Here is a 17058-nt window from a genome sequence, read left to right as displayed (position 1 = left end):
CCCCAATAGACAATCAGATACCAATCCCTGAGCGCCAAGAAAAGGGAAAAGTCGGGAAAAGTCGGGAAATCCTGTTTTGTTCTGGTTTCTTAGCGCTATTTCTGCCTCTTTGCGATATGAGCGTCATCAACCACGCCTCCAAATCCCGCTTTTCCCACGTCCGAACAGCGCCCATCCCAATCCCGCCCACAAAATCCCGGCCAGCAGCGCCCAGCGCACCGCTCGCGCCAGCGCCTCTCCCGATCGAACCCATTGCCGCTCGCCGGGCAAGGACTGCCCCAGCCATTGCGTCAGCAGCGCGGGGGTATCGGCGCTCCACTGTTGCGGGGAAAGGGGGTGGTCGGGATCGGCCAGCCACAGCCGGTCGTCGATCAGGTCCGCATCCGCGACCAGCACGACCTTCCCCTGCCCTACCCGGCATTGCGCGACCAGCCCCGACGCCGCCGCCCGGCAATGGCCACCGCTCAACTCGAAGCGCGACCCCGCCATCGTCGTCAGCAACGACCCGTCGGCCAGGAAATGCCTTTCCTCCCCCATTGTGGCGGGCGGAGCCAGCCGCACGCCCCAGTGGTCGAGCAGAGGCCGCAACAGGCTGACCGGAGGCGCGCGGCGGCGATCCCCCAGTGGCAAGGGCGAAGGCCAGCGCAAAAGCGGATCGGCCAGCACAACCGCCCGCCCGCCCTGCCGCACCCACCGGTCGATGACGGCAAGCGCATCCGCTCTCATCCCGCGCGGCTGGGCAAGCAGCAACAGCCGCGCCCTTTGCAGGTCCGGCGAAGAGGCGCTGTCCAGCGGACGAACGTCGAAGCGGCGGCGCAGCAGCGCGATCACCGGCGCATCCGACCGCGCGGCCAGTCCCTGCTCCCCCTCGCGCCAGAACAGGGGCAGACCCGTGATGACGGCAAGCACCGGCCGATCCGCGGCCTGTTCGACCGGGGCCGTCCGTCCCGCAAACCATGCCAGCACCACGGCCGCCAACAGGCAAAGCGCCACCTCCAGCCGCGAACGCAGCAAAGCACCGCCCGCGCCGGCTCCGCAAACAAGGACCAGCAGCAGCAACACAGGCATGGCCTGAGGCGCGCGCCCGACAGCGAGGGCGCTCAACAGGGCAACGCTTCCCGCAACACCAAAGGCTATCCACAGCGTCAATCCCAAACGCGCGCGGCCCAATATCCAGCCCGCCCCCGCCAGGATCGCGGCGGCGGGCAAGGCCCAATGCATCGCATCGATCTGCCCTCCGCGCAGCACGGCGGGCAGGCCGACCAGCAGCACCAGTCCCGGCAGGCACAGGATCAGCAGACCACGCCCCACGGCAATCATGCGTGATGCAGGCCCCACCGCCCGGCAGGACGGATCGGCATTTGACGGGCGGGCCATTTTTTCGCGCAGAGACGCGGAGCTTCGGGGGGCATTAGAGGCTGTCCTGATTAGGAGGAATCGTGCTCCCACGAAGGCCGGAATCCCGTCCCACCGCCTGGTCCTTGGCACGCAATGAGATTGGATGGCGGTTTCCGGCTCCCCGAAACTCCGCACCTCCGCACGAACCTGTCCGATCCGTCAGTGCGGCTGCACCTGCGGATCGCGGTCCATCGGTTTCCGGAGATAGGGATCGGGTTGCAGGTCCGGCACGATCGGCGCCTGCTCCGGCGCGGGCTGAACCCCCAGTTCCGCCAGCGGCTCCTTGGGCGACACGGCGTTCAAATCGACAGTCGGCACGGCGGGCGGCGGCGCGACGGCGTCGTCCATGCGCGCCTTGTCGATCACGATATTCGCAAGGCCGACCAGCAGCACCACGCCCGCCAGCCCTGTCAGGCCGATCTGGACGCGCTGCAACCCTTCCTGTTGGCGGGGAGTTTCAGCCATATTCCGCTCAATTTTTACCAAAAGCTGCGACCCATATTGCGGGTCATTGATTGTGCGCGAGCCAGGGGAATATCGTCAAGCCCTTAGATTCCAGCCATTCCCGGTTGTAAAGCGTTGAAAGATAACGAAATCCGGTATCGCACAGGATCGTCGCGATCCGCTTGCCCGGTCCCAACTGCTTCGCCAGCGCCACGGCGCCCGCGACATTGATGCCCGACGACAGGCCCAGGCACAGCCCTTCCTCGGCCAGCAGGCGGCGGACCCAGAGCAGCCCCTCCTCATCGGAAATGCGGAATTGCGTGTCGATGGGCGCGCCTTCCAGATTGGCGGTGATGCGGCCCTGTCCGATCCCTTCGGCGACGGAATTGCCCTCCGCCTTCAACTCGCCATGCGCGTAATAATTATAGAGCGCCGCGCCATGCGGATCGCTGAGCGCAATGGTGATGCTCTCATCATGCGCCTTCAACCCCAGCCCGACGCCCGCGATCGTGCCGCCCGTTCCCGCCGCGCAGGTGAAACCGTCGATCCGCCCGTCCATCTGGGTCCAGATCTCCTCGGCGGTTCCGGCGATATGCGCCTTGCGATTGGCGATATTGTCGAACTGGTTGGCCCAGATCGCATTCTCCGTCTCCTCCGCGATGCGGCGGGACGTGTGCACGAAATGGCCGGGGTTGGAATAGGGCGCGGCGGGCACCGTCACCAGCTCCGCCCCCAGAGCGCGCAGCGTGTCCATCTTCTCCCGGCTCTGCGTTTCGGGCATGACGATGATCGTCTTGTAACCCTTCGCATTGGCGACCAGCGCCAAGCCGATGCCGGTATTGCCCGCCGTCCCCTCGACGATGGTGCCGCCGGGCTTGAGCAGCCCTTTCTCCTCGGCATCGTTGACGATGAACAGCGCCGCCCGGTCCTTCACCGAAGCGCCGGGATTGGCGAATTCGCATTTGGCGTAAATATCGCTGCCCGTCTCATCGGAGGGTCCGGCAAGGCGCACCAGGGGCGTGTTGCCGATAAGGGCGAGGCTATCTTTCTGAACCAGCATGACACGCGCATAGCGGACCGGAGGCCGCCTTGCCAAGCAAGGGAATGCTCTGGTCCGTAAAGGGGCGATTTTAACCTCTCGCCCTGCAAGTGCTCCATAGCGGGACAGGCGCGAATCCGCGCACGAAATCGCAAACTCTTTGCGGTAATAGGCTTGGGCGCGCGAATAGCGACAGGTTCGGGAACGGGAAATGCCTCGCAAGGCGGGAAACAGGTGGAAACTGCATGGCACGCTTATCGCTCTGGCGCTGGGCGTGCTGGGTGCGCCGCATCTGATTACCGCCGCGCCTCTCGACCTGCTGGACACACCCGCCGCCCTCCCCGATCCGGCGGAGGAATCAGGACAGAATTTCCCCGGTTCCGCCTTCTTCTTCGCGCAAGGGGCGTTCGATCCTGTCCCCGGCGCGCAGGCGGCACGCAGCGCACACGTCCTGACGCTGGCGCAGGGGAGCGCCGCGCCCGCCATGGCCTTTCGCGGGCTGACCGCGCTCGACAGCTACCGCGCGCTCAATTGCCTGACATCGGCCATCTATTATGAAGCGGCCAACGAACCCGAAGAGGGCCAGCGCGCGGTCGCACAGGTGGTGCTTAACCGCGTCCGCAGCCCGCTCTGGCCCAACAGCATATGCGGCGTCGTCTATGAAGGGTCGGAACGGACCGACTATCGCTGCCAGTTCACTTTCAGTTGCGACGGGTCCATGGCCCGCGCGCCCGACCTGCGTGCATGGGCGCGGGCGCGGCGCGTGGCGGAACAGGCGCTGGCGGGCCAGGTCTATCGCCCCGCCGGCCTTGCCACGCATTATCATACGCTGGCCGTCCGCCCGCCCTGGTCCGCCAGCCTTCAGCCGGTGGCGGTGATCGGCGCACACATCTTCTACCGCAATCCGGGCTTCAACGGCACGCCCGCCGCCTTCCGCATCGCCTATTCCGGCCGCGAGACGCAGTCCGGTCCCTCCCGACGGATCTGGCCGGCCAGACCGATCGCGCCTGCCGATGCCTTCGTCCTTCCCTTTGCCAACCCGGCCCCGGCCTCCGGTCAGGCGGTTCCCGCCGTTCCTTCGCAGCCTGCCGACGCCCTGCCCGAATCCACCATTCGCCCCGAATATCGCAACAGCGGCAGGCCCCTGGTCTGATTTTCGGGAACGGGAAATAGGCCTCTGAAAAACCCCAGGAAAAAAATGCGATTTTTTTTTGAAGCGGGTCGGAACCCCGGTCCGGGATGGACGTTATGTCTTACGGATAGCAAATCTTTTGCCCCCCGCTCTTGCTATCCAAAAAATATGAGCCCGGAACGCTTCCTCCCCCCCGACGCGTTCCGGGCTCAGACCTTTTAAGGGGCATAAATCCCGAAATCCTTATAGTTTCCGATGCGGAACGCTTTGGGCGGCTGGGGGTTGTCTCCCTGTCTCCGGTTCGCATGACGGAACCGGGCCGAGTGTTTTCAAGGAGACGTTGAATGACGAAGAAAATCCTTGCCGCGCTGCTGCTGACGGGCTCGCTGATGATTGCGGCCTGCAATACGGTGGAAGGCGCAGGCCGCGATGTGCAGAGCGCAGGCGAAGCCGTGGAAAACGCTGCGGATTAAATCCAGCCCCTTTTCATGATTCCCCAGCCCTCGCATGGCCCGTCGCGTTTGGCGGGCCTTTTTTTGCCGGATCAAGGGAACTTGCCAAGCGACCGCCGGTCCACAACATCAAACCGAAGCGCTCTCCGTCACTTCCTCCTGCGCCCTGCGCCGGTCGGTGAACCAGATCGCGACGATGGTGATCTCGTAAAGCAGCAGGAGCGGGATTGCGAGCATCAGTTGCGACACCACGTCCGGCGGCGTCAGCACGGCGGCCAGGACGAACGCCGCGACGATCATATAACGGCGCAGGCCGATCAGTTGCGCCCGCGTCACGAAACCGGCCCGATTGAGCAGCATCAGCAGCACCGGCATCAGGAAGCTGATCCCGAAGGCCAGGATGAACTGCATCACCAGCGTCAGATAATCCCCCGCCGAAGGCAGCGCCTCGACCGAAAGGCCCGAACTATTCCCCTGAAATTGCAAGAAAAAGTGGAAAGCAGTCGGCATCACTACGAAATAGGCGAGCGACGCGCCCATGACGAACAGCACCGGCGTCATGATGATGAAGGGCAGCAGCGCCTTCTTCTCCTTCGCATATAGCCCCGGCGCGACAAAGGCCCAGAGCTGGTTTGCGATGATCGGGAAGGACAGGAAGAAAGCGCCGAAGATCGCGATCTTCACCTGCACGAAAAAGGCTTCATAGAGTTTGGTGTAGACCAGCCGCCCGCCCGCATCGCCAAAGGCTTCCTTGAGCGGATGGACCAGCACCGCGAACAGCTTGTCCGAAAAATAGAAGCAGACCACGCCTGTGAGCAGCAGCGCCCACACGCACTTCAACAGCCGCCCGCGCAGTTCGATCAGATGGTCGAGCAGCGGCGCTTTCGTATCGTCGATATCCTTCATGCCGCCGCGTCGCCCTTCCTGTCCGGCATGTCCATGGACGTGGCTTCTTCTTCAACAACGGCCGGCGCTGGATGAGCGGCGGAGGCCGGTTTTTCCTCCGCAGGGACGGCGGCTTCCGCGGGGCTTGCAGGCGGGGGCAGCGGCTCCATCGGGGCGGTCGCTTCGGGCGGATGCTCTTCCATGATGCGGCGGTTCTGCTCCGCCCATTTCTTTTCCAATTCTTCCAGTTCGACCTCCCGCACCATGGCGTCGATGCCGGTGCGGAAATGGCGCGCCATCCCGCGCGCCTTGCCTACGATCTGCCCCACCTTGTAGAGCGCGCGCGGCAAGTCCTTGGGACCGATCACGACCACCGCAACGATCACAATCAGCAGAAGTTCGGACGATCCGATATCGAACATGCCAGCCTGCCGCAGGTCTGAGGACGATCAGACGCCGGTTTTTTCTTCCGTGGCGGTTGGCGCATCCTGTTCGGGCACGCGCTGTCCTTCGATCCGCTGGGCGGGCTTGGCGGGTTTGACGTCCTCGTCATCCTCCATACCCTTCTTGAAGCTCTTGATGCCCTTGGCAACGTCGCCCATCAGCCCGGAAATACGTCCGCTGCCGAACAGCAGCATGACAACCAGGAGCACGATGACCCAGTGCATCAGCGAAAAGGAACCCATTATGCAATACTCCTGAAAGAGGGCCTATCTAGGCATCTTCCTCATCATTTTCCACTACGGATTGGTTGCCCGGTCCTTCGAGCGCCAAATCCACCGGGTCCAGCAACCCCGCCGCCCGCAGGTCGTCAATGCCCGGCAGGTCGCGACGGCTGCCAAGGCCGAAATGCGACAGAAAGTCCAAGGTCGTCACATAGATGAGCGGTCGACCCGGCACTTCGCGCCGCCCGGCCGGACGGACCCAGCCCGCCTCCATCAAGACGTCCAGCGTTCCCTTCGCCACCTGCACGCCGCGAATGGCTTCTATCTCCGCGCGGCTCACCGGCTCATGATAGGCGATAATGGCCAGAGTTTCCATGGCCGCGCGCGATAATTTGCGGGTCTCCTCCCGCTCCCGCCGCAGGATGTGGGCGAGATCGGCGGCAGTCTGGAAATGCCAGCGCCCGCCCCGCTCGACCAGATTGACGCCGCGCCCCGCATAATGATCCGCCAGCACCGCGAGCGCGCCGGCCAGATCGCCCGCCTCCCCCACGTGCAGCCGCAGGTCGGCCAGCGTCAGCGGCCCCTCCGCCACGAACAGCGCCGCTTCCACCGCGCGCAGGAAGTCGTCCGGCTCCTCTGTCACAGCAATCTTTCCTTTTCTTCGGCAGGGATCGCCGCGCGCAGGAAGATCGGCTCGAAAATCCCCTCCTGCCGGATGTCGAGCCGTCCCTGCCGCGCCAGTTCCAGCGCAGCGACGAAGCTGCTTGCCAGCGCGGATTTGGCCATCGGCCCGTCCATGCCGCCGGGCAGGAAGGATTCGATCCGCGTCCAATCGAGCGCCGCCCCCACCAGCGCGCCGACCCGCTGGATCGCCTCGTCCAGCGTCATGACCGGGCGGACGGCGACACGGTGGATCGCCGGCTGCGTGCGCGCGCGCGCCTGCCCATAGGCTTGCAGGATATCGAACAGGTTCGCGTCCCACTTCGCCTTACGGAAGAGGCGCAGTCCTTCCGGTTTCGCGCGCACGAACACGTCGCGGCCGATCCTGTCGCGCGCCATCAGCCGCGCCCCTGCCTCCCGCATCGCATGGAGCCGCTGGAGCCGCACTTGCAGGCGCAGCGCCAGTTCTTCGGGGCTAGGTTCGGGCTGGGCTTCCCTAGGCAGCAGCAGCGCGGACTTGAGATAGGCGAGCCACGCCGCCATCACCAGATAATCCGCCGCCAATTCCAGCTTCAACTGCCGCGCGCCATCGATATAGGCGAGATATTGCTCCGTCAGCGCCAGGATGGAGATTTCGCGCAGATCGACCTTCTGCGTCCGCGCGAGAGCCAGCAGCAGGTCGAGCGGCCCTTCCCAGCTTTCGAAGCTGACGGTCAGCATGTCGGGCCGTGGCGCGGCGACGGGCGTGAAAAGGTCGTCCACCCATGTTCCCCTAGGCCGTAGACTTTTCCGGTTCGCGCGGAGCCGCGGAGACGCGGAGATTTTGAAAGGATAGGCCGCCATGCTCGCGCGAATGCGAAAGGCCAAGGGCAGGTTGCGCTTCCTTATCCCGGCTTCCCGCTCTCGCAGACAAGCGGGGCGGCCTGTCTTCAAACCGCCGTGTCTCCGCTTCCATCCGCCTTGCCCCCTATGCCAGAACCGGCGCCAGCAGAGCGTCCCGCGTGGCGAGCAATTCCTCCAGCGGCGGGCCTTTCACCGGGCGCTTCACTGACGCCATCGCCCGGTCGAGCCGCTCCCGCGATGCCTCCGAAATGTCAGGCAGCAGCTTCGCGATCCCGACCATATCCTCCATCCGCCCCCAGCAATTGAGCGCCAGATCGCATCCCGCCGCCACGACCGCCGCCGCCAGCGTCGGAATGTCGCCTTTCAGCGCCTTCATGTCGAGATCGTCGGACATAAGCAGCCCGTCGAACCCGATGCGCCGGCGGATGATCCGGTCGATCACCGTCGGCGAAAGGCTGGCGGGCAGGGCGGCGTCCCACGTCGTATAGACGACATGCGCCGTCATCCCCATCGGCGCGTTCCTGAGCGCCTGGAACGGCGCAAGATCGCTCGCGAGAGCCTCCTCATCGGCGGTGACGACGGGCAGTTCATGATGGCTGTCCACCATGGCCCGTCCATGGCCGGGCATATGCTTGACGATGCCGACCACGCCGCCGTCGGCCAGTCCCGCCAGCACCGCCCGCCCCAAAGCGGCCACCCGCATCGGCTCCGCGCCCAGCGTGCGGTCGCCCATGATGTCGCTCGCCCCGTCGTGCCGCACGTCGAGCAGGGGCAAGGCGTCCACCGTTACCCCTCCCTCCGCCAGCGTCGTCGCGATGGCGGAGGCATTGGCGCGCGCCGCCGCAATGGCGCTGGACGGCGCGACATCGTAAAGCCGGTCGAACACCGCGCCGGGCGGAAAGCTGGGCCAGATCGGCGCCTGCATCCGCGCCACGCGCCCGCCCTCCTGATCGATCATGACGAGCAGGTCGTCCCGTCCATGCAGCGCCCGCAGATCGTCCGTCAGCGCGTGAAGCTGCGCCTTGTCCGCGATATTGCGCCGGAACAGGATATAGCCCGCAGGCTCCGCCTCCGCGAAGAAGGCGCGTTCGTCGGGAGTAAGGGTTTCACCGGAAAGACCGAAGATGACAGGCTTCATACCCCTGATCGTAGCGGCTCCGGCCCGCCGTGTCGAAGGGGTAAACGAAGGCGATCATGCAGCTTGCCAATCCCGATCCTGCGATGGTTGTTTTCGGCGATGAGCGGACGTCCCTCTCGCTCCGTTGAGTGGCAGCCAACCACCCAAACCCGCCATTCAGCGCGGATTTGCAAGCTACCCAATCCCCGAAAATCGCTCGGTCCGCCAAATCTCAGTTCACGACGATGCAGCTTTCACCCGCGACCTTCAGCCTGCCGCAAATCGCGTTGGCCTGGCCGTCGGCAGCCGCGCGCAGGCGATAGACCGTGCTCCCGCCGACCTCCGCCGATTCAACCGACATGACGAGCGGTTCCAGATAGGCGAAACGCTTGGACAGGCGCTTCCATGCATCCCTGGCGCCCGACTGGCTGCCATAGGCGCCCAGCTGGATCATGCCGCCCGCACCGCCCGATTTCGGCGCGGTCGCCGTCGGCTTCGCATCGGTTTCATCCGTCACGCGAGTCGTGACGCTTTGCGTAGGCTTGGCGGACGGGGCCTGCCGGTCCTCCGCCGCCGGACGGGTCGCAGTGATCGGCGCTTCGGGCACGCGGCTGGGATCGATGCGCCCGTCGCGCGCCATGCCCTGGCTAGCGGCGAAGCTGGCATCGCCTTCACCGGCGAATTTCCGGGCATCGGCATCCTTGGCGGCCAGCTTATACTCTTCGGCGGGCGCAGCGATGAGCTTGCCCTCTCCACCCGCGCCGCCGCTTCGATTCTGAATCCACCAGATACCGGCAACGACAGCGCCGATCAGGCCAAGGCCGACAAGGATGAACACCAGCAGCCGAAGCGGCGAGAGGCGTTCCTCCTCTTCCTCCTCAACCGCCGGTTCCAGCCAGGGGAGGCGATCCTCGTCATCCAGGTCCAGCCGGCCCCGCGCATAATCGCCCATCGATCAGAACTCCGCTTTCCTCACTGCATCTCTGTCAGCGCGGCCACGCCCATGAGGGCAAGGCCATTACGGATTATCTGCCCTATTCCGCGGCTCAAGAAAAGCCGCGCCGAAGTGGTCGCGGGATCATCCATAAGGATGACGCGCGCATGGGGATTGTCGTTCCCAAGGTTCCACCAGCCATGGAAAACGGAAGCCAAATCATTGAGATAGAAGGCAATACGGTGCGGTTCACGCGCCTGCGCGGCCCCCTCCACCACGCGCGGAAACTGGGCGGCGAGCTTCACCAGATTCAGCTCCTCCGTCCCAAGGCGGGACAGATCGGGTGCAGGAAGTTCCATCCCCGCCTCCGCCGCCCGCCGTCCTAGCGACGAAATGCGCGCATGGGCATATTGGACATAGAAGACCGGATTGTCCTTCGACGCCTCCACCACCTTGGCGAAGTCGAAGTCCATCTGCGCGTCGGCCTTGCGCGTCAGCATGGTGAAGCGGACCACATCCTTGCCCACTTCGCCCACCACGTCGGCCAGCGTCACGAAATTGCCCGCGCGCTTGGACATCTTGACCGGCTCGCCGTCGCGCAGCAGGCGGACCATCTGGATAAGCTTCACGTCGAAACGCGCCCGTCCTTCCGTCAGCGCGGCGACGGCGGCCTGGATGCGCTTCACCGTGCCCGCATGGTCCGCGCCCCAGATATCGATCAACTGGTCGGCCGTCTGCGCCTTCTGGAAGTGATAGGCCATGTCCGCGCCGAAATAGGTCCAGCTTCCGTTGGACTTCCTGATCGGCCGGTCCTGATCGTCGCCGAATTTCGTCGAGCGGAACAGCGGCAGCTCGACCGGCTCCCAATCCTCCGGCGTCTCGCCCTTGGGCGCTTCCAGCACGCCGTCATAGACGAGGTCATGATCGCGCAGCCATTTCTCGGCGGCTTCGGGCTTCCCCGCCGCCTGCAATTCCGCCTCGGACGAAAAAACGTCATGATGGATGCCCAGCAGCGCCAGGTCGCCGCGGATCATCTCCATCATCGCGGCGACAGCTTTGGTGCGGAACAGGACCAGCCAGTCGCTTTCCGGCGCGCTGACATAGGTATCGCCATATTCGGCGGCGAGCGCCTGCCCCACCGGCACCAGATAATCGCCGGGATACAGCCCCTCGGGGATATCCCCCACATCCTCGCCCAGCGCTTCGCGATAACGGACATGGGCCGACCGCGCGAGCACGTCCACCTGCCCGCCCGCGTCGTTGATATAATATTCGCGGATGACCTTGTGCCCCACCGCCTCCAGCAGCGTGGCGAGCGCATCGCCCACCACCGCGCCCCGGCAATGCCCCATATGCATGGGACCAGTCGGGTTGGCGGAGACATATTCGACATTGACGGTGACGCCCGCGCCCGTGTCTGAACGGCCATAATCCGCCGCCTCCGCATGGATCGCGGCCAGTTCCGCGCGCCATGTCGCATCGGTCAGGCGCATGTTGATGAATCCCGGTCCCGCGATCTCGGCGCTTTCCACCTCGTCCAGCGCCAGAAGGCCCGCCACGACCTTCTCCGCCAGAGCGCGCGGATTGGTGCCGGCGGGTTTGGCCAGCACCATGGCGGCGTTGGTGGCAAGGTCGCCATGCGACGCATCGCGCGGCGGCTCCACCGTCACGGGCTTGCGGTTGAGGCCGGTGGGCAGCGTGCCGTCCGCTTCCAGCGCGTCGAGCACGGCATTGAGATGAGCGGTGAAACGGGTGTAAAGGGACACGGGACAAATTTCCTCGAAAAGCATCAAGCCCGTTCGGGCTGAGCCGGTCGAAGCCCTGTCTTTCCTTCAGAGAAAGTGCAGCCCTTCGACACGCTCAGGGCGAACGGCAATAAAGGTTCGCTCTCAGCGCGTGGCGTTATATTTGAGCTGATCCTGGGTCAGGTTGAAACCCACGAGCAGCTCGAAACTGGTTCGCTGCAACGCCGCCTTCACGTCCGGCTGCGAGAAGGGATCGATCGCCGCGTCCTCGTCGCCCGCCTTGCGCTTGGCGGTGATCCTGCGCTGGATGTCAGCGGGCAGCGTGGCCGCGCCCTTGTCCACATAGGAACCGGCCTTCGCCGCCGCGCTGGCGCGATATTGGCCCGGCTCGAAGTTCAGCGTCACCTGCCCCACCCGCTTGGCGATCACGGCATTGCCGCCCCGGACCACGGTAGCGAAATAAGGCAGCGTCACCTGCCGCGCGCCGGTCGGGTCGCTGCGGCGGGCGTTCACGGTGAAGGTCGCCTCGGTATAGAATTGCGCCCCGTCCGCGCAGGTGGAGCGCAAGTCGGTGATGTTCGCCACCACGTCGATGGCCGACGCATCGCGGCTCTGGGCCGGGTTGAACAACGTGACGTCGCCCGTATAAGCGGGGATCGCGGCCGTCGGACAGGCCGAACGCACGGCGACGATGCCGCCCGTCGCATCGATCTCTCCCCGGCGCGAACAGCCAGCAAGAGCGAGAAGAATCATTCCGGTCAGCGCGATACGAGGCAATGTCACAGGCGGTTCCTTGGCGTGGGCCTTTGGCTCAGGCGTCCGGCTTCCTTATCCATCCCCCGCCGCCCGCGCAACCGAAAGGAAGCCGCTTTCATCCGCAGCGACATTCGCCTAGAGGCGTGCGGTGATGACCGACGCTCCTTCCGCCCGTCCGCCGATGACGCTGCTGATCGCCGCCCCGCGCGGCTTTTGCGCCGGGGTGGACCGTGCCATCGTGATCGTGGAGCGCGCGATCGAGAAATATGGCGCGCCGGTCTATGTCCGCCATGAAATCGTCCACAACAAATATGTGGTGGACAGCCTGAAGGCGAAGGGCGCGATCTTCGTCGAGGAACTGGATCAGGTGCCTGACGGCCTGCCGGTCGTCTTTTCCGCTCATGGCGTGCCCAAGGCGGTGCCCGCCAAGGCGGAGGAGCGCGGCCTTTCCTACCTCGACGCCACCTGTCCGCTGGTCAGCAAGGTGCACCGCCAGGCCGAACGCCATGTAAAGGCGGACCGCCACATCCTCTTCATCGGACACAAGGGGCATCCCGAAGTCATCGGCACGCTGGGGCAGGTGCCCGAAGGCACGATGACACTGATCGAGACGGTGGAGGATGCCGAAGCCTTCAGGCCCGCCGATCCCGAAAACCTGGCCTTCCTGACGCAAACGACGCTGTCGGTGGACGACACCGCCGCCATCGTCGCCGTGCTGGAGCGCCGCTTCCCTTCGATCCTGCCGCCCAAGGGCGAGGACATCTGCTACGCCACGTCGAACCGGCAGGCGGCGGTCAAGGCGATCGCGCCCCGCTGCGACGCGCTTTATGTGATCGGCGCGCCCAACAGCTCCAATTCGGTGCGCCTCGTCGAGGTCGCCGAGCGGGAAGGCACGCCCGCCCGGCTGATCCAGCGCGCCGGGGATATCGACCTCGACTGGCTGCACGGCGTGAAGACGCTGGGCCTCACTGCGGGCGCCTCCGCCCCCGAAGTGCTGGTGCGCGAAGTCGTCGATCTGATCGGCGAGCATTTTGATGTGCACGAGGAACAGGTGGAAACCGCGCAGGAACATATCGCCTTCAAGCTGCCGCGCGGGCTGGAAGCGGCGTAACCCCATGGCCGTCTACACCCATGTTCCCGCCGAGGATATCGATGCCTTCCTCACGCGCTATGACGCCGGGCGCCTCGTCTCCGCCAAAGGCATTGCGGAGGGGGTGGAGAACAGCAATTACCTGCTCGAAACCACCGGTGCCGACGGAAGCGGCCACCGCTATATTCTGACCCTCTACGAAAAGCGGGTGGATGAGGCGGACCTGCCCTTCTTCATGGACCTGCTCGACCATCTGGGCGCGCGCGGCATCCGGGTCCCGCGCTTCATCCCGGCGCGCGACGGCACGCGCCTGCAACAGCTCGCCGGGCGGCCCGCCTGCCTGATAGAATTTCTGACCGGCATTTCCGTCACCGAGCCGACCGTTGCCCAGTCCCGCGCGGCGGGCACGGCGCTGGGCGCGATGCACCGCGCGGCGGAGGGCTTCACGGGTCAGCGCCGCAATGCGCTCGACCTTCCCGGCTGGCACGATCTGGCGGGCAAATGCGGCGCGGACCTCGACCGGATATCTTCCGGCCTTGCCGCGCGCGTAGCGGAGGAATTGGCCTTCCTCGATAGGTATTGGCCCGCTGAACTGCCCCGCGCTGTCATCCATGCGGATCTGTTCCCCGACAATGTGCTGATGCTGGGCGACGTAGTGACGGGCCTCATCGACTTTTATTTCAGTTGCACCGATATCCGCGCCTATGACTTGGCGGTCACGCACAGCGCCTGGGTGTTCAGCCATGACGGCGCGGTCTGGCACGGCGACCGCGCGGCGGCGTTGAGCGCGGGCTACGCAGAGAGCCACGGCCTGTCGGACGCGGAGCGCGCGGCTTTCCCGGTCCTTTGCCGGGGGGCAGCGCTGCGCTTCCTGCTGACGCGGGCCTATGACTGGATCAACACGCCCGCCGATGCGCTGGTGACGCGCAAGGACCCGCTCGCCTTCCTGCGCCGCCTCGACTTCTACGCCAGCGCCGGCCCGGCGGACCTGCTGGGCGCATGAGCGATCTCCCCCAGGTGGATATCTTCACCGACGGCGCGTGCAAGGGCAATCCCGGCCCTGGCGGCTGGGGCGCGGTGCTGCGCTTTGGCGATAAGGAAAGGGAAATCTCCGGCGGCGAGGCGCAGACCACCAACAACCGCATGGAGATGATGGCAGCAGTGGAGGCACTCAATGCGCTGAAGCGGCCTTGCCGGGTGACGCTTTACACCGACAGCAAATATGTGATGGACGGCATCACGAAATGGGTTTTCGGCTGGCAGAAGAATGGCTGGAAGACGGCGGACAGGAAGCCGGTCAAGAATGCTGAAATCTGGCAGGCCCTGCTCAAGGCCGCCGCCCGCCATCAGATCACGTGGCAATGGGTGAAGGGCCATGCCGGCCACCCCGAAAACGAACGCGCCGACCAGCTCGCCTGCGCGGCGGCGGAGAGTTTCCGGAAATAGGTTCGGGCGATTGGATGGTTGGCGGACGTAGCGCAGGCCCTCTTTCTTCCGCCATCCCGGCGAAAGCTGGAATCTCCCTCACGGCTTGGTTGCGCCCCAAGAAAGAGAGCTTTCGCCGGGATGACGGATTTGGGGAAATGTCTGCTCCTGACCGCAAAACATCTCCACGGCCATTGCGGGAAGAGGTTTATCCCGCCTCTTCGACCGCCGCGCCGGGGCCGTTCTTGAGGATGGATTCGATGGCGTTCTTCGCGCCTGCCTTGCTGGAATAGCCTTCGGTCCAGAAGATTGTTTCGCTATTATATTTGAACTTGGCGACGAACTCGCCCGCCTTGTTCTTCTCGATCACGAACTTGTGCGCCATGACTCGACCCTCCGGTTGTTGCGCTACCGAAACCGCTTCGGAGAATATGGAGAAGGATCAACGCTGGCAATGGCTTTCGGCATGGCCCCGCCCATCATCAGCGCACGCCCCAGCAACGCCGCCGCGGGGGATGTCTGGATGCCGAAACCGCCCTGCCCCGCAAACCAGAAAAATCCCGGCATGTCAGGATCGAACCCATAGACCGGCGCGCGATCCGGCGCGAAGCTCCGCAACCCCGCCCATTTGCGCTCGACCGCTTCGATGGGCCAGTCCACGGCCTCCTGAAAACGCGCGATGGCCTGCGCCACCGCCAGTTCATCCGGCACGGCGTCGCAAGGCGGCGAGGGCGCTTCGTCGTGAGGGGTCAGCCAGACACGCCCTTCCCCTTCCGGCTTGAAATAAAATCGAGCGGCAAGGTCCATCACCAGCGGCAGGTCCGCCGATGGCAGGGCGGGCACGCGCAATTGCAGCACCGTGCGGAGCAAAGGCGTGATGCCCAGCGGCTTCATGCCGCAAACGCGCGCGACCTCGTCGGCCCAGGCACCCGCCGCATTGACGATCACGCCGCAATCCAGCGACCCATCACTGGTTTCCAGCCGCCAGCCGTCCGCCTGCCTGCGCCCGGCATGCAGCGTCGAACCAAGACGCAATTCCCCGCCCCACTGGCGGAACCGGCGCAACCACGCCTGATGCAGGGCGGCGACGTCTATATCCATCACGGCCGATTCCAGAACGCCCAATGTCCAGTCCGCCCGCAGCCCCGGCACGATCGTTCGGGGATCAACCGGCTCCAGGCCGACCTTTCCCGCAAATTCAGTCAACAGCCGGTCGCGCGCCGCCCTGTCCCGCGCCCGCCCGACATGCAGCGTCCGGCGCGGCGACATAAAGGACCGCTCGGAAAAATCCGGATCGGGTGACAGCAGCATCGGTCCCGACGCGGTCGTGAGCGGCTGCACCTTCGGCCCGCCATAGGTTTCCTCCCAGAAGGCGACCGAACGGCCCGTGGCGTGATAGCCCGCCACATCCTCCTTCTCCAGCATCAGCACGGACGCCTTCCCCGCCAGTTCGGCGCCCAGACTGGCCCCGGCAATGCCGCCGCCCACGATCACGATATCGAAGCGGGTCAACGCGCATTCTCGTCCAGAAAGGCGTCGATCCGCGCCAGTGCGTCGAGCCGCACCGGGTCAAGCTCGCGCAGGATTTCATGCGCGGCTTCCGGTCCGTAGACATGCAACTCCGCATGGGGAATCCGCGCCGCGATGCGCCGGATAACGGGCGTCGACACCAGCGCGTCATCTCGCGCCGCAAGGATCAGCAGCGGCACGGCCAGCCGGTCCAGCGCGTCATTCTCCTCCAGCGCGCGGGTCGACGCCAGAGCCTGCCGCACCCAGTTCCAACTCGGCGGTCCCAGCGCGATTTCGCGGCTATGGTCGCGCCACCACAGTTCGTCGGCATACCGCGCGGGATCGTGCGTCAGGCGCTTGCGCCGCATCTGCTTCTGCCTCTCCGATTCTTCCTGCTGCGTCCATGCCTGGCGTCCGGCAAAGCCAAGGCGGCACATCAGTTCGGCGATTCCCACGGCCAGCCATTGCGGCAAAGGCGCGCTATGCACCCCCAGCATGGGCGCGACGGCGACCGCGGCGTCCGGCGCCGCCATTCCTTCGGCCAACGCCCGCAGCATCAGATGCCCGCCCATGGAGTGCGCGACCATCGCGGTCGGCCCGTTCCCTTCGGCCCGCCACTCGGCGGCGAACGCATCGAGATCCGCGATCCACTGGCCGAAATCCTCGATATGACCGGTCATCGAATCTTCGGTCAGCCGTCCCGATCCGCCCTGCCCGCGCCAGTCGAAGGCGGTGACGGCCCAGCCCCGGCCGGCCCAATGCTGGATCACCTCCAGATATTTCTCGATCATGTCGCCGCGACCATTGAGCAACAGCATCCGCCCGCGCGTCCCGTCGCCCAGCCGGTATCGGCGCAACGGCCATCGGTCGGGCGCCTGCCAGTAATCCAGCCGCCCGTCCATGGGCCAGGCCCGCCGATCGAAAGTCGCGGAAATAGAGGTCGGTGAATCCATCGGGCGCATGG

20 protein-coding genes are annotated in these 17058 nt (G+C 65.3%); 5 read left to right on the top strand and 15 right to left on the bottom strand.

The features are described from left to right. Window positions 1–126 precede the first annotated feature (126 nt). The 3 genes from IQ35_RS06760 to IQ35_RS06750 form a co-directional block, all read right to left on the bottom strand. Window positions 127–1377 carry a Gldg family protein gene (locus IQ35_RS06760; protein ID WP_242003302.1) on the bottom strand — a complete coding sequence of 417 codons (1251 nt, stop codon included), beginning with the start codon at window positions 1375–1377 and terminating at the stop codon, window positions 127–129. Between the two features lie 180 nt (window positions 1378–1557). Further along, complete coding sequence (locus tag IQ35_RS06755; protein WP_021245570.1) at window positions 1558–1863, bottom strand: hypothetical protein; 306 nt, start codon at window positions 1861–1863, stop codon at window positions 1558–1560. Window positions 1864–1906: 43 nt separating this feature from the next. Continuing rightward, entirely contained in the window at window positions 1907–2902 is a 996-nt protein-coding gene (locus tag IQ35_RS06750; RefSeq protein WP_021245571.1) for a cysteine synthase A, read from the bottom strand. 190 nt (window positions 2903–3092) lie between these two features. On the opposite strand from IQ35_RS06750, the gene IQ35_RS06745 reads away from it, so the two are divergent. Together IQ35_RS06745 and IQ35_RS06740 are read left to right on the top strand one after the other, a co-directional pair. Next, on the top strand, window positions 3093–4034 hold the full coding sequence (locus tag IQ35_RS06745; protein WP_145072333.1) for a cell wall hydrolase: 942 nt from the start codon (window positions 3093–3095) through the stop codon (window positions 4032–4034). A 323-nt stretch (window positions 4035–4357) separates the two neighbouring features. Further along, window positions 4358–4486, top strand: a complete 129-nt coding sequence (locus tag IQ35_RS06740; protein WP_021245573.1) for an entericidin A/B family lipoprotein — start codon at window positions 4358–4360, stop codon at window positions 4484–4486. Window positions 4487–4594: 108 nt separating this feature from the next. On the opposite strand, the gene tatC is transcribed toward IQ35_RS06740, so the two are convergent. The 9 genes from tatC to IQ35_RS06695 form a co-directional block, all read right to left on the bottom strand. Beyond that, window positions 4595–5371 (bottom strand): twin-arginine translocase subunit TatC, encoded by a 777-nt coding sequence (gene tatC, locus IQ35_RS06735; protein ID WP_021245574.1) that lies wholly within the window; start codon window positions 5369–5371, stop codon window positions 4595–4597. After that, window positions 5368–5772, bottom strand: a complete 405-nt coding sequence (gene tatB, locus IQ35_RS21435) for a Sec-independent protein translocase protein TatB (protein WP_242003301.1) — start codon at window positions 5770–5772, stop codon at window positions 5368–5370. The genes tatC and tatB overlap by 4 nt, the downstream gene beginning before the upstream one ends. Before the next feature lie 27 nt (window positions 5773–5799). Then, window positions 5800–6036 (bottom strand): twin-arginine translocase TatA/TatE family subunit, encoded by a 237-nt coding sequence (locus IQ35_RS06725; protein ID WP_021245576.1) that lies wholly within the window; start codon window positions 6034–6036, stop codon window positions 5800–5802. 28 nt (window positions 6037–6064) lie between these two features. Next, the gene (gene scpB / locus IQ35_RS06720; protein WP_021245577.1) at window positions 6065–6658 is read right to left on the bottom strand and encodes an SMC-Scp complex subunit ScpB; all 594 of its coding nucleotides are present in this window, start codon (window positions 6656–6658) and stop codon (window positions 6065–6067) included. Next, window positions 6655–7437: a segregation and condensation protein A gene (locus IQ35_RS06715; protein ID WP_145072332.1), complete on the bottom strand. Its 783-nt coding sequence runs from the start codon at window positions 7435–7437 to the stop codon at window positions 6655–6657. Before IQ35_RS06715 ends, scpB begins: the two co-directional genes overlap by 4 nt. Window positions 7438–7642: 205 nt before the next feature. Beyond that, complete coding sequence (gene nagZ, locus IQ35_RS06710) at window positions 7643–8656, bottom strand: beta-N-acetylhexosaminidase (RefSeq protein ID WP_021245579.1); 1014 nt, start codon at window positions 8654–8656, stop codon at window positions 7643–7645. A gap of 211 nt (window positions 8657–8867) precedes the next feature. Beyond that, window positions 8868–9587, bottom strand: a complete 720-nt coding sequence (locus IQ35_RS06705; RefSeq protein ID WP_021245580.1) for an SPOR domain-containing protein — start codon at window positions 9585–9587, stop codon at window positions 8868–8870. Between the two features lie 20 nt (window positions 9588–9607). Further along, on the bottom strand, window positions 9608–11335 hold the full coding sequence (argS, locus tag IQ35_RS06700; RefSeq protein WP_145072331.1) for an arginine--tRNA ligase: 1728 nt from the start codon (window positions 11333–11335) through the stop codon (window positions 9608–9610). 123 nt (window positions 11336–11458) lie between these two features. Next, window positions 11459–12067 carry a hypothetical protein gene (locus tag IQ35_RS06695; RefSeq protein WP_031291482.1) on the bottom strand — a complete coding sequence of 203 codons (609 nt, stop codon included), beginning with the start codon at window positions 12065–12067 and terminating at the stop codon, window positions 11459–11461. A gap of 154 nt (window positions 12068–12221) precedes the next feature. On the opposite strand from IQ35_RS06695, the gene ispH reads away from it, so the two are divergent. Genes ispH through rnhA form a run of 3 tightly spaced genes read left to right on the top strand, consistent with a single transcriptional unit; the run spans window position 12222 to window position 14606 of the window. Continuing rightward, the gene (ispH, locus tag IQ35_RS06690; RefSeq protein ID WP_145072330.1) at window positions 12222–13181 is read left to right on the top strand and encodes a 4-hydroxy-3-methylbut-2-enyl diphosphate reductase; all 960 of its coding nucleotides are present in this window, start codon (window positions 12222–12224) and stop codon (window positions 13179–13181) included. A gap of 4 nt (window positions 13182–13185) precedes the next feature. Continuing rightward, window positions 13186–14163, top strand: a complete 978-nt coding sequence (gene thrB / locus IQ35_RS06685) for a homoserine kinase (protein WP_021245584.1) — start codon at window positions 13186–13188, stop codon at window positions 14161–14163. After that, window positions 14160–14606, top strand: coding sequence for a ribonuclease HI (gene rnhA / locus IQ35_RS06680; protein WP_021245585.1), 447 nt, complete (start codon window positions 14160–14162; stop codon window positions 14604–14606). The genes thrB and rnhA overlap by 4 nt, the downstream gene beginning before the upstream one ends. 187 nt (window positions 14607–14793) lie before the next feature. On the opposite strand, the gene IQ35_RS06675 is transcribed toward rnhA, so the two are convergent. From IQ35_RS06675 to IQ35_RS06665, 3 genes are read right to left on the bottom strand one after another with little or no spacing between them, the layout of a single operon-like run. Beyond that, on the bottom strand, window positions 14794–14970 hold the full coding sequence (locus tag IQ35_RS06675) for a YegP family protein (protein ID WP_021245586.1): 177 nt from the start codon (window positions 14968–14970) through the stop codon (window positions 14794–14796). Between the two features lie 23 nt (window positions 14971–14993). Continuing rightward, on the bottom strand, window positions 14994–16097 hold the full coding sequence (locus tag IQ35_RS06670; protein ID WP_021245587.1) for an NAD(P)/FAD-dependent oxidoreductase: 1104 nt from the start codon (window positions 16095–16097) through the stop codon (window positions 14994–14996). Continuing rightward, a complete protein-coding gene (locus tag IQ35_RS06665; protein ID WP_145072541.1) occupies window positions 16094–17056 on the bottom strand; it encodes an alpha/beta hydrolase in 963 nt (320 codons plus the stop codon). Before IQ35_RS06665 ends, IQ35_RS06670 begins: the two co-directional genes overlap by 4 nt. Window positions 17057–17058: the final 2 nt, after the last annotated feature.

It is taken from the genome of Sphingobium wenxiniae, assembly GCF_007830065.1.
Taxonomy (GTDB): domain Bacteria; phylum Pseudomonadota; class Alphaproteobacteria; order Sphingomonadales; family Sphingomonadaceae; genus Sphingobium; species Sphingobium wenxiniae.
Note: the sequence above shows the minus strand (reverse complement) of the source record. Positions and strands in the feature narration are given on the sequence as shown.

Bases quoted from the DNA above. Each gene is read 5' to 3' on its own strand.
- IQ35_RS06760 (WP_242003302.1), bottom strand. From the start codon at position 1,377: ATGGCCCGCCCGTCAAATGCCGATCCGTCCTGCCGGGCGGTGGGGCCT.
- IQ35_RS06755 (WP_021245570.1), bottom strand. From the start codon at position 1,863: ATGGCTGAAACTCCCCGCCAACAGGAAGGGTTGCAGCGCGTCCAGATC.
- IQ35_RS06750 (WP_021245571.1), bottom strand. From the start codon at position 2,902: ATGCTGGTTCAGAAAGATAGCCTCGCCCTTATCGGCAACACGCCCCTG.
- IQ35_RS06745 (WP_145072333.1), top strand. From the start codon at position 3,093: ATGCCTCGCAAGGCGGGAAACAGGTGGAAACTGCATGGCACGCTTATC.
- IQ35_RS06740 (WP_021245573.1), top strand. From the start codon at position 4,358: ATGACGAAGAAAATCCTTGCCGCGCTGCTGCTGACGGGCTCGCTGATG.
- tatC (WP_021245574.1), bottom strand. From the start codon at position 5,371: ATGAAGGATATCGACGATACGAAAGCGCCGCTGCTCGACCATCTGATC.
- tatB (WP_242003301.1), bottom strand. From the start codon at position 5,772: ATGTTCGATATCGGATCGTCCGAACTTCTGCTGATTGTGATCGTTGCG.
- IQ35_RS06725 (WP_021245576.1), bottom strand. From the start codon at position 6,036: ATGGGTTCCTTTTCGCTGATGCACTGGGTCATCGTGCTCCTGGTTGTC.
- nagZ (WP_021245579.1), bottom strand. From the start codon at position 8,656: ATGAAGCCTGTCATCTTCGGTCTTTCCGGTGAAACCCTTACTCCCGAC.
- IQ35_RS06705 (WP_021245580.1), bottom strand. From the start codon at position 9,587: ATGGGCGATTATGCGCGGGGCCGGCTGGACCTGGATGACGAGGATCGC.
- IQ35_RS06695 (WP_031291482.1), bottom strand. From the start codon at position 12,067: ATGATTCTTCTCGCTCTTGCTGGCTGTTCGCGCCGGGGAGAGATCGAT.
- ispH (WP_145072330.1), top strand. From the start codon at position 12,222: ATGACCGACGCTCCTTCCGCCCGTCCGCCGATGACGCTGCTGATCGCC.
- thrB (WP_021245584.1), top strand. From the start codon at position 13,186: ATGGCCGTCTACACCCATGTTCCCGCCGAGGATATCGATGCCTTCCTC.
- rnhA (WP_021245585.1), top strand. From the start codon at position 14,160: ATGAGCGATCTCCCCCAGGTGGATATCTTCACCGACGGCGCGTGCAAG.
- IQ35_RS06675 (WP_021245586.1), bottom strand. From the start codon at position 14,970: ATGGCGCACAAGTTCGTGATCGAGAAGAACAAGGCGGGCGAGTTCGTC.
- IQ35_RS06665 (WP_145072541.1), bottom strand. From the start codon at position 17,056: ATGCGCCCGATGGATTCACCGACCTCTATTTCCGCGACTTTCGATCGG.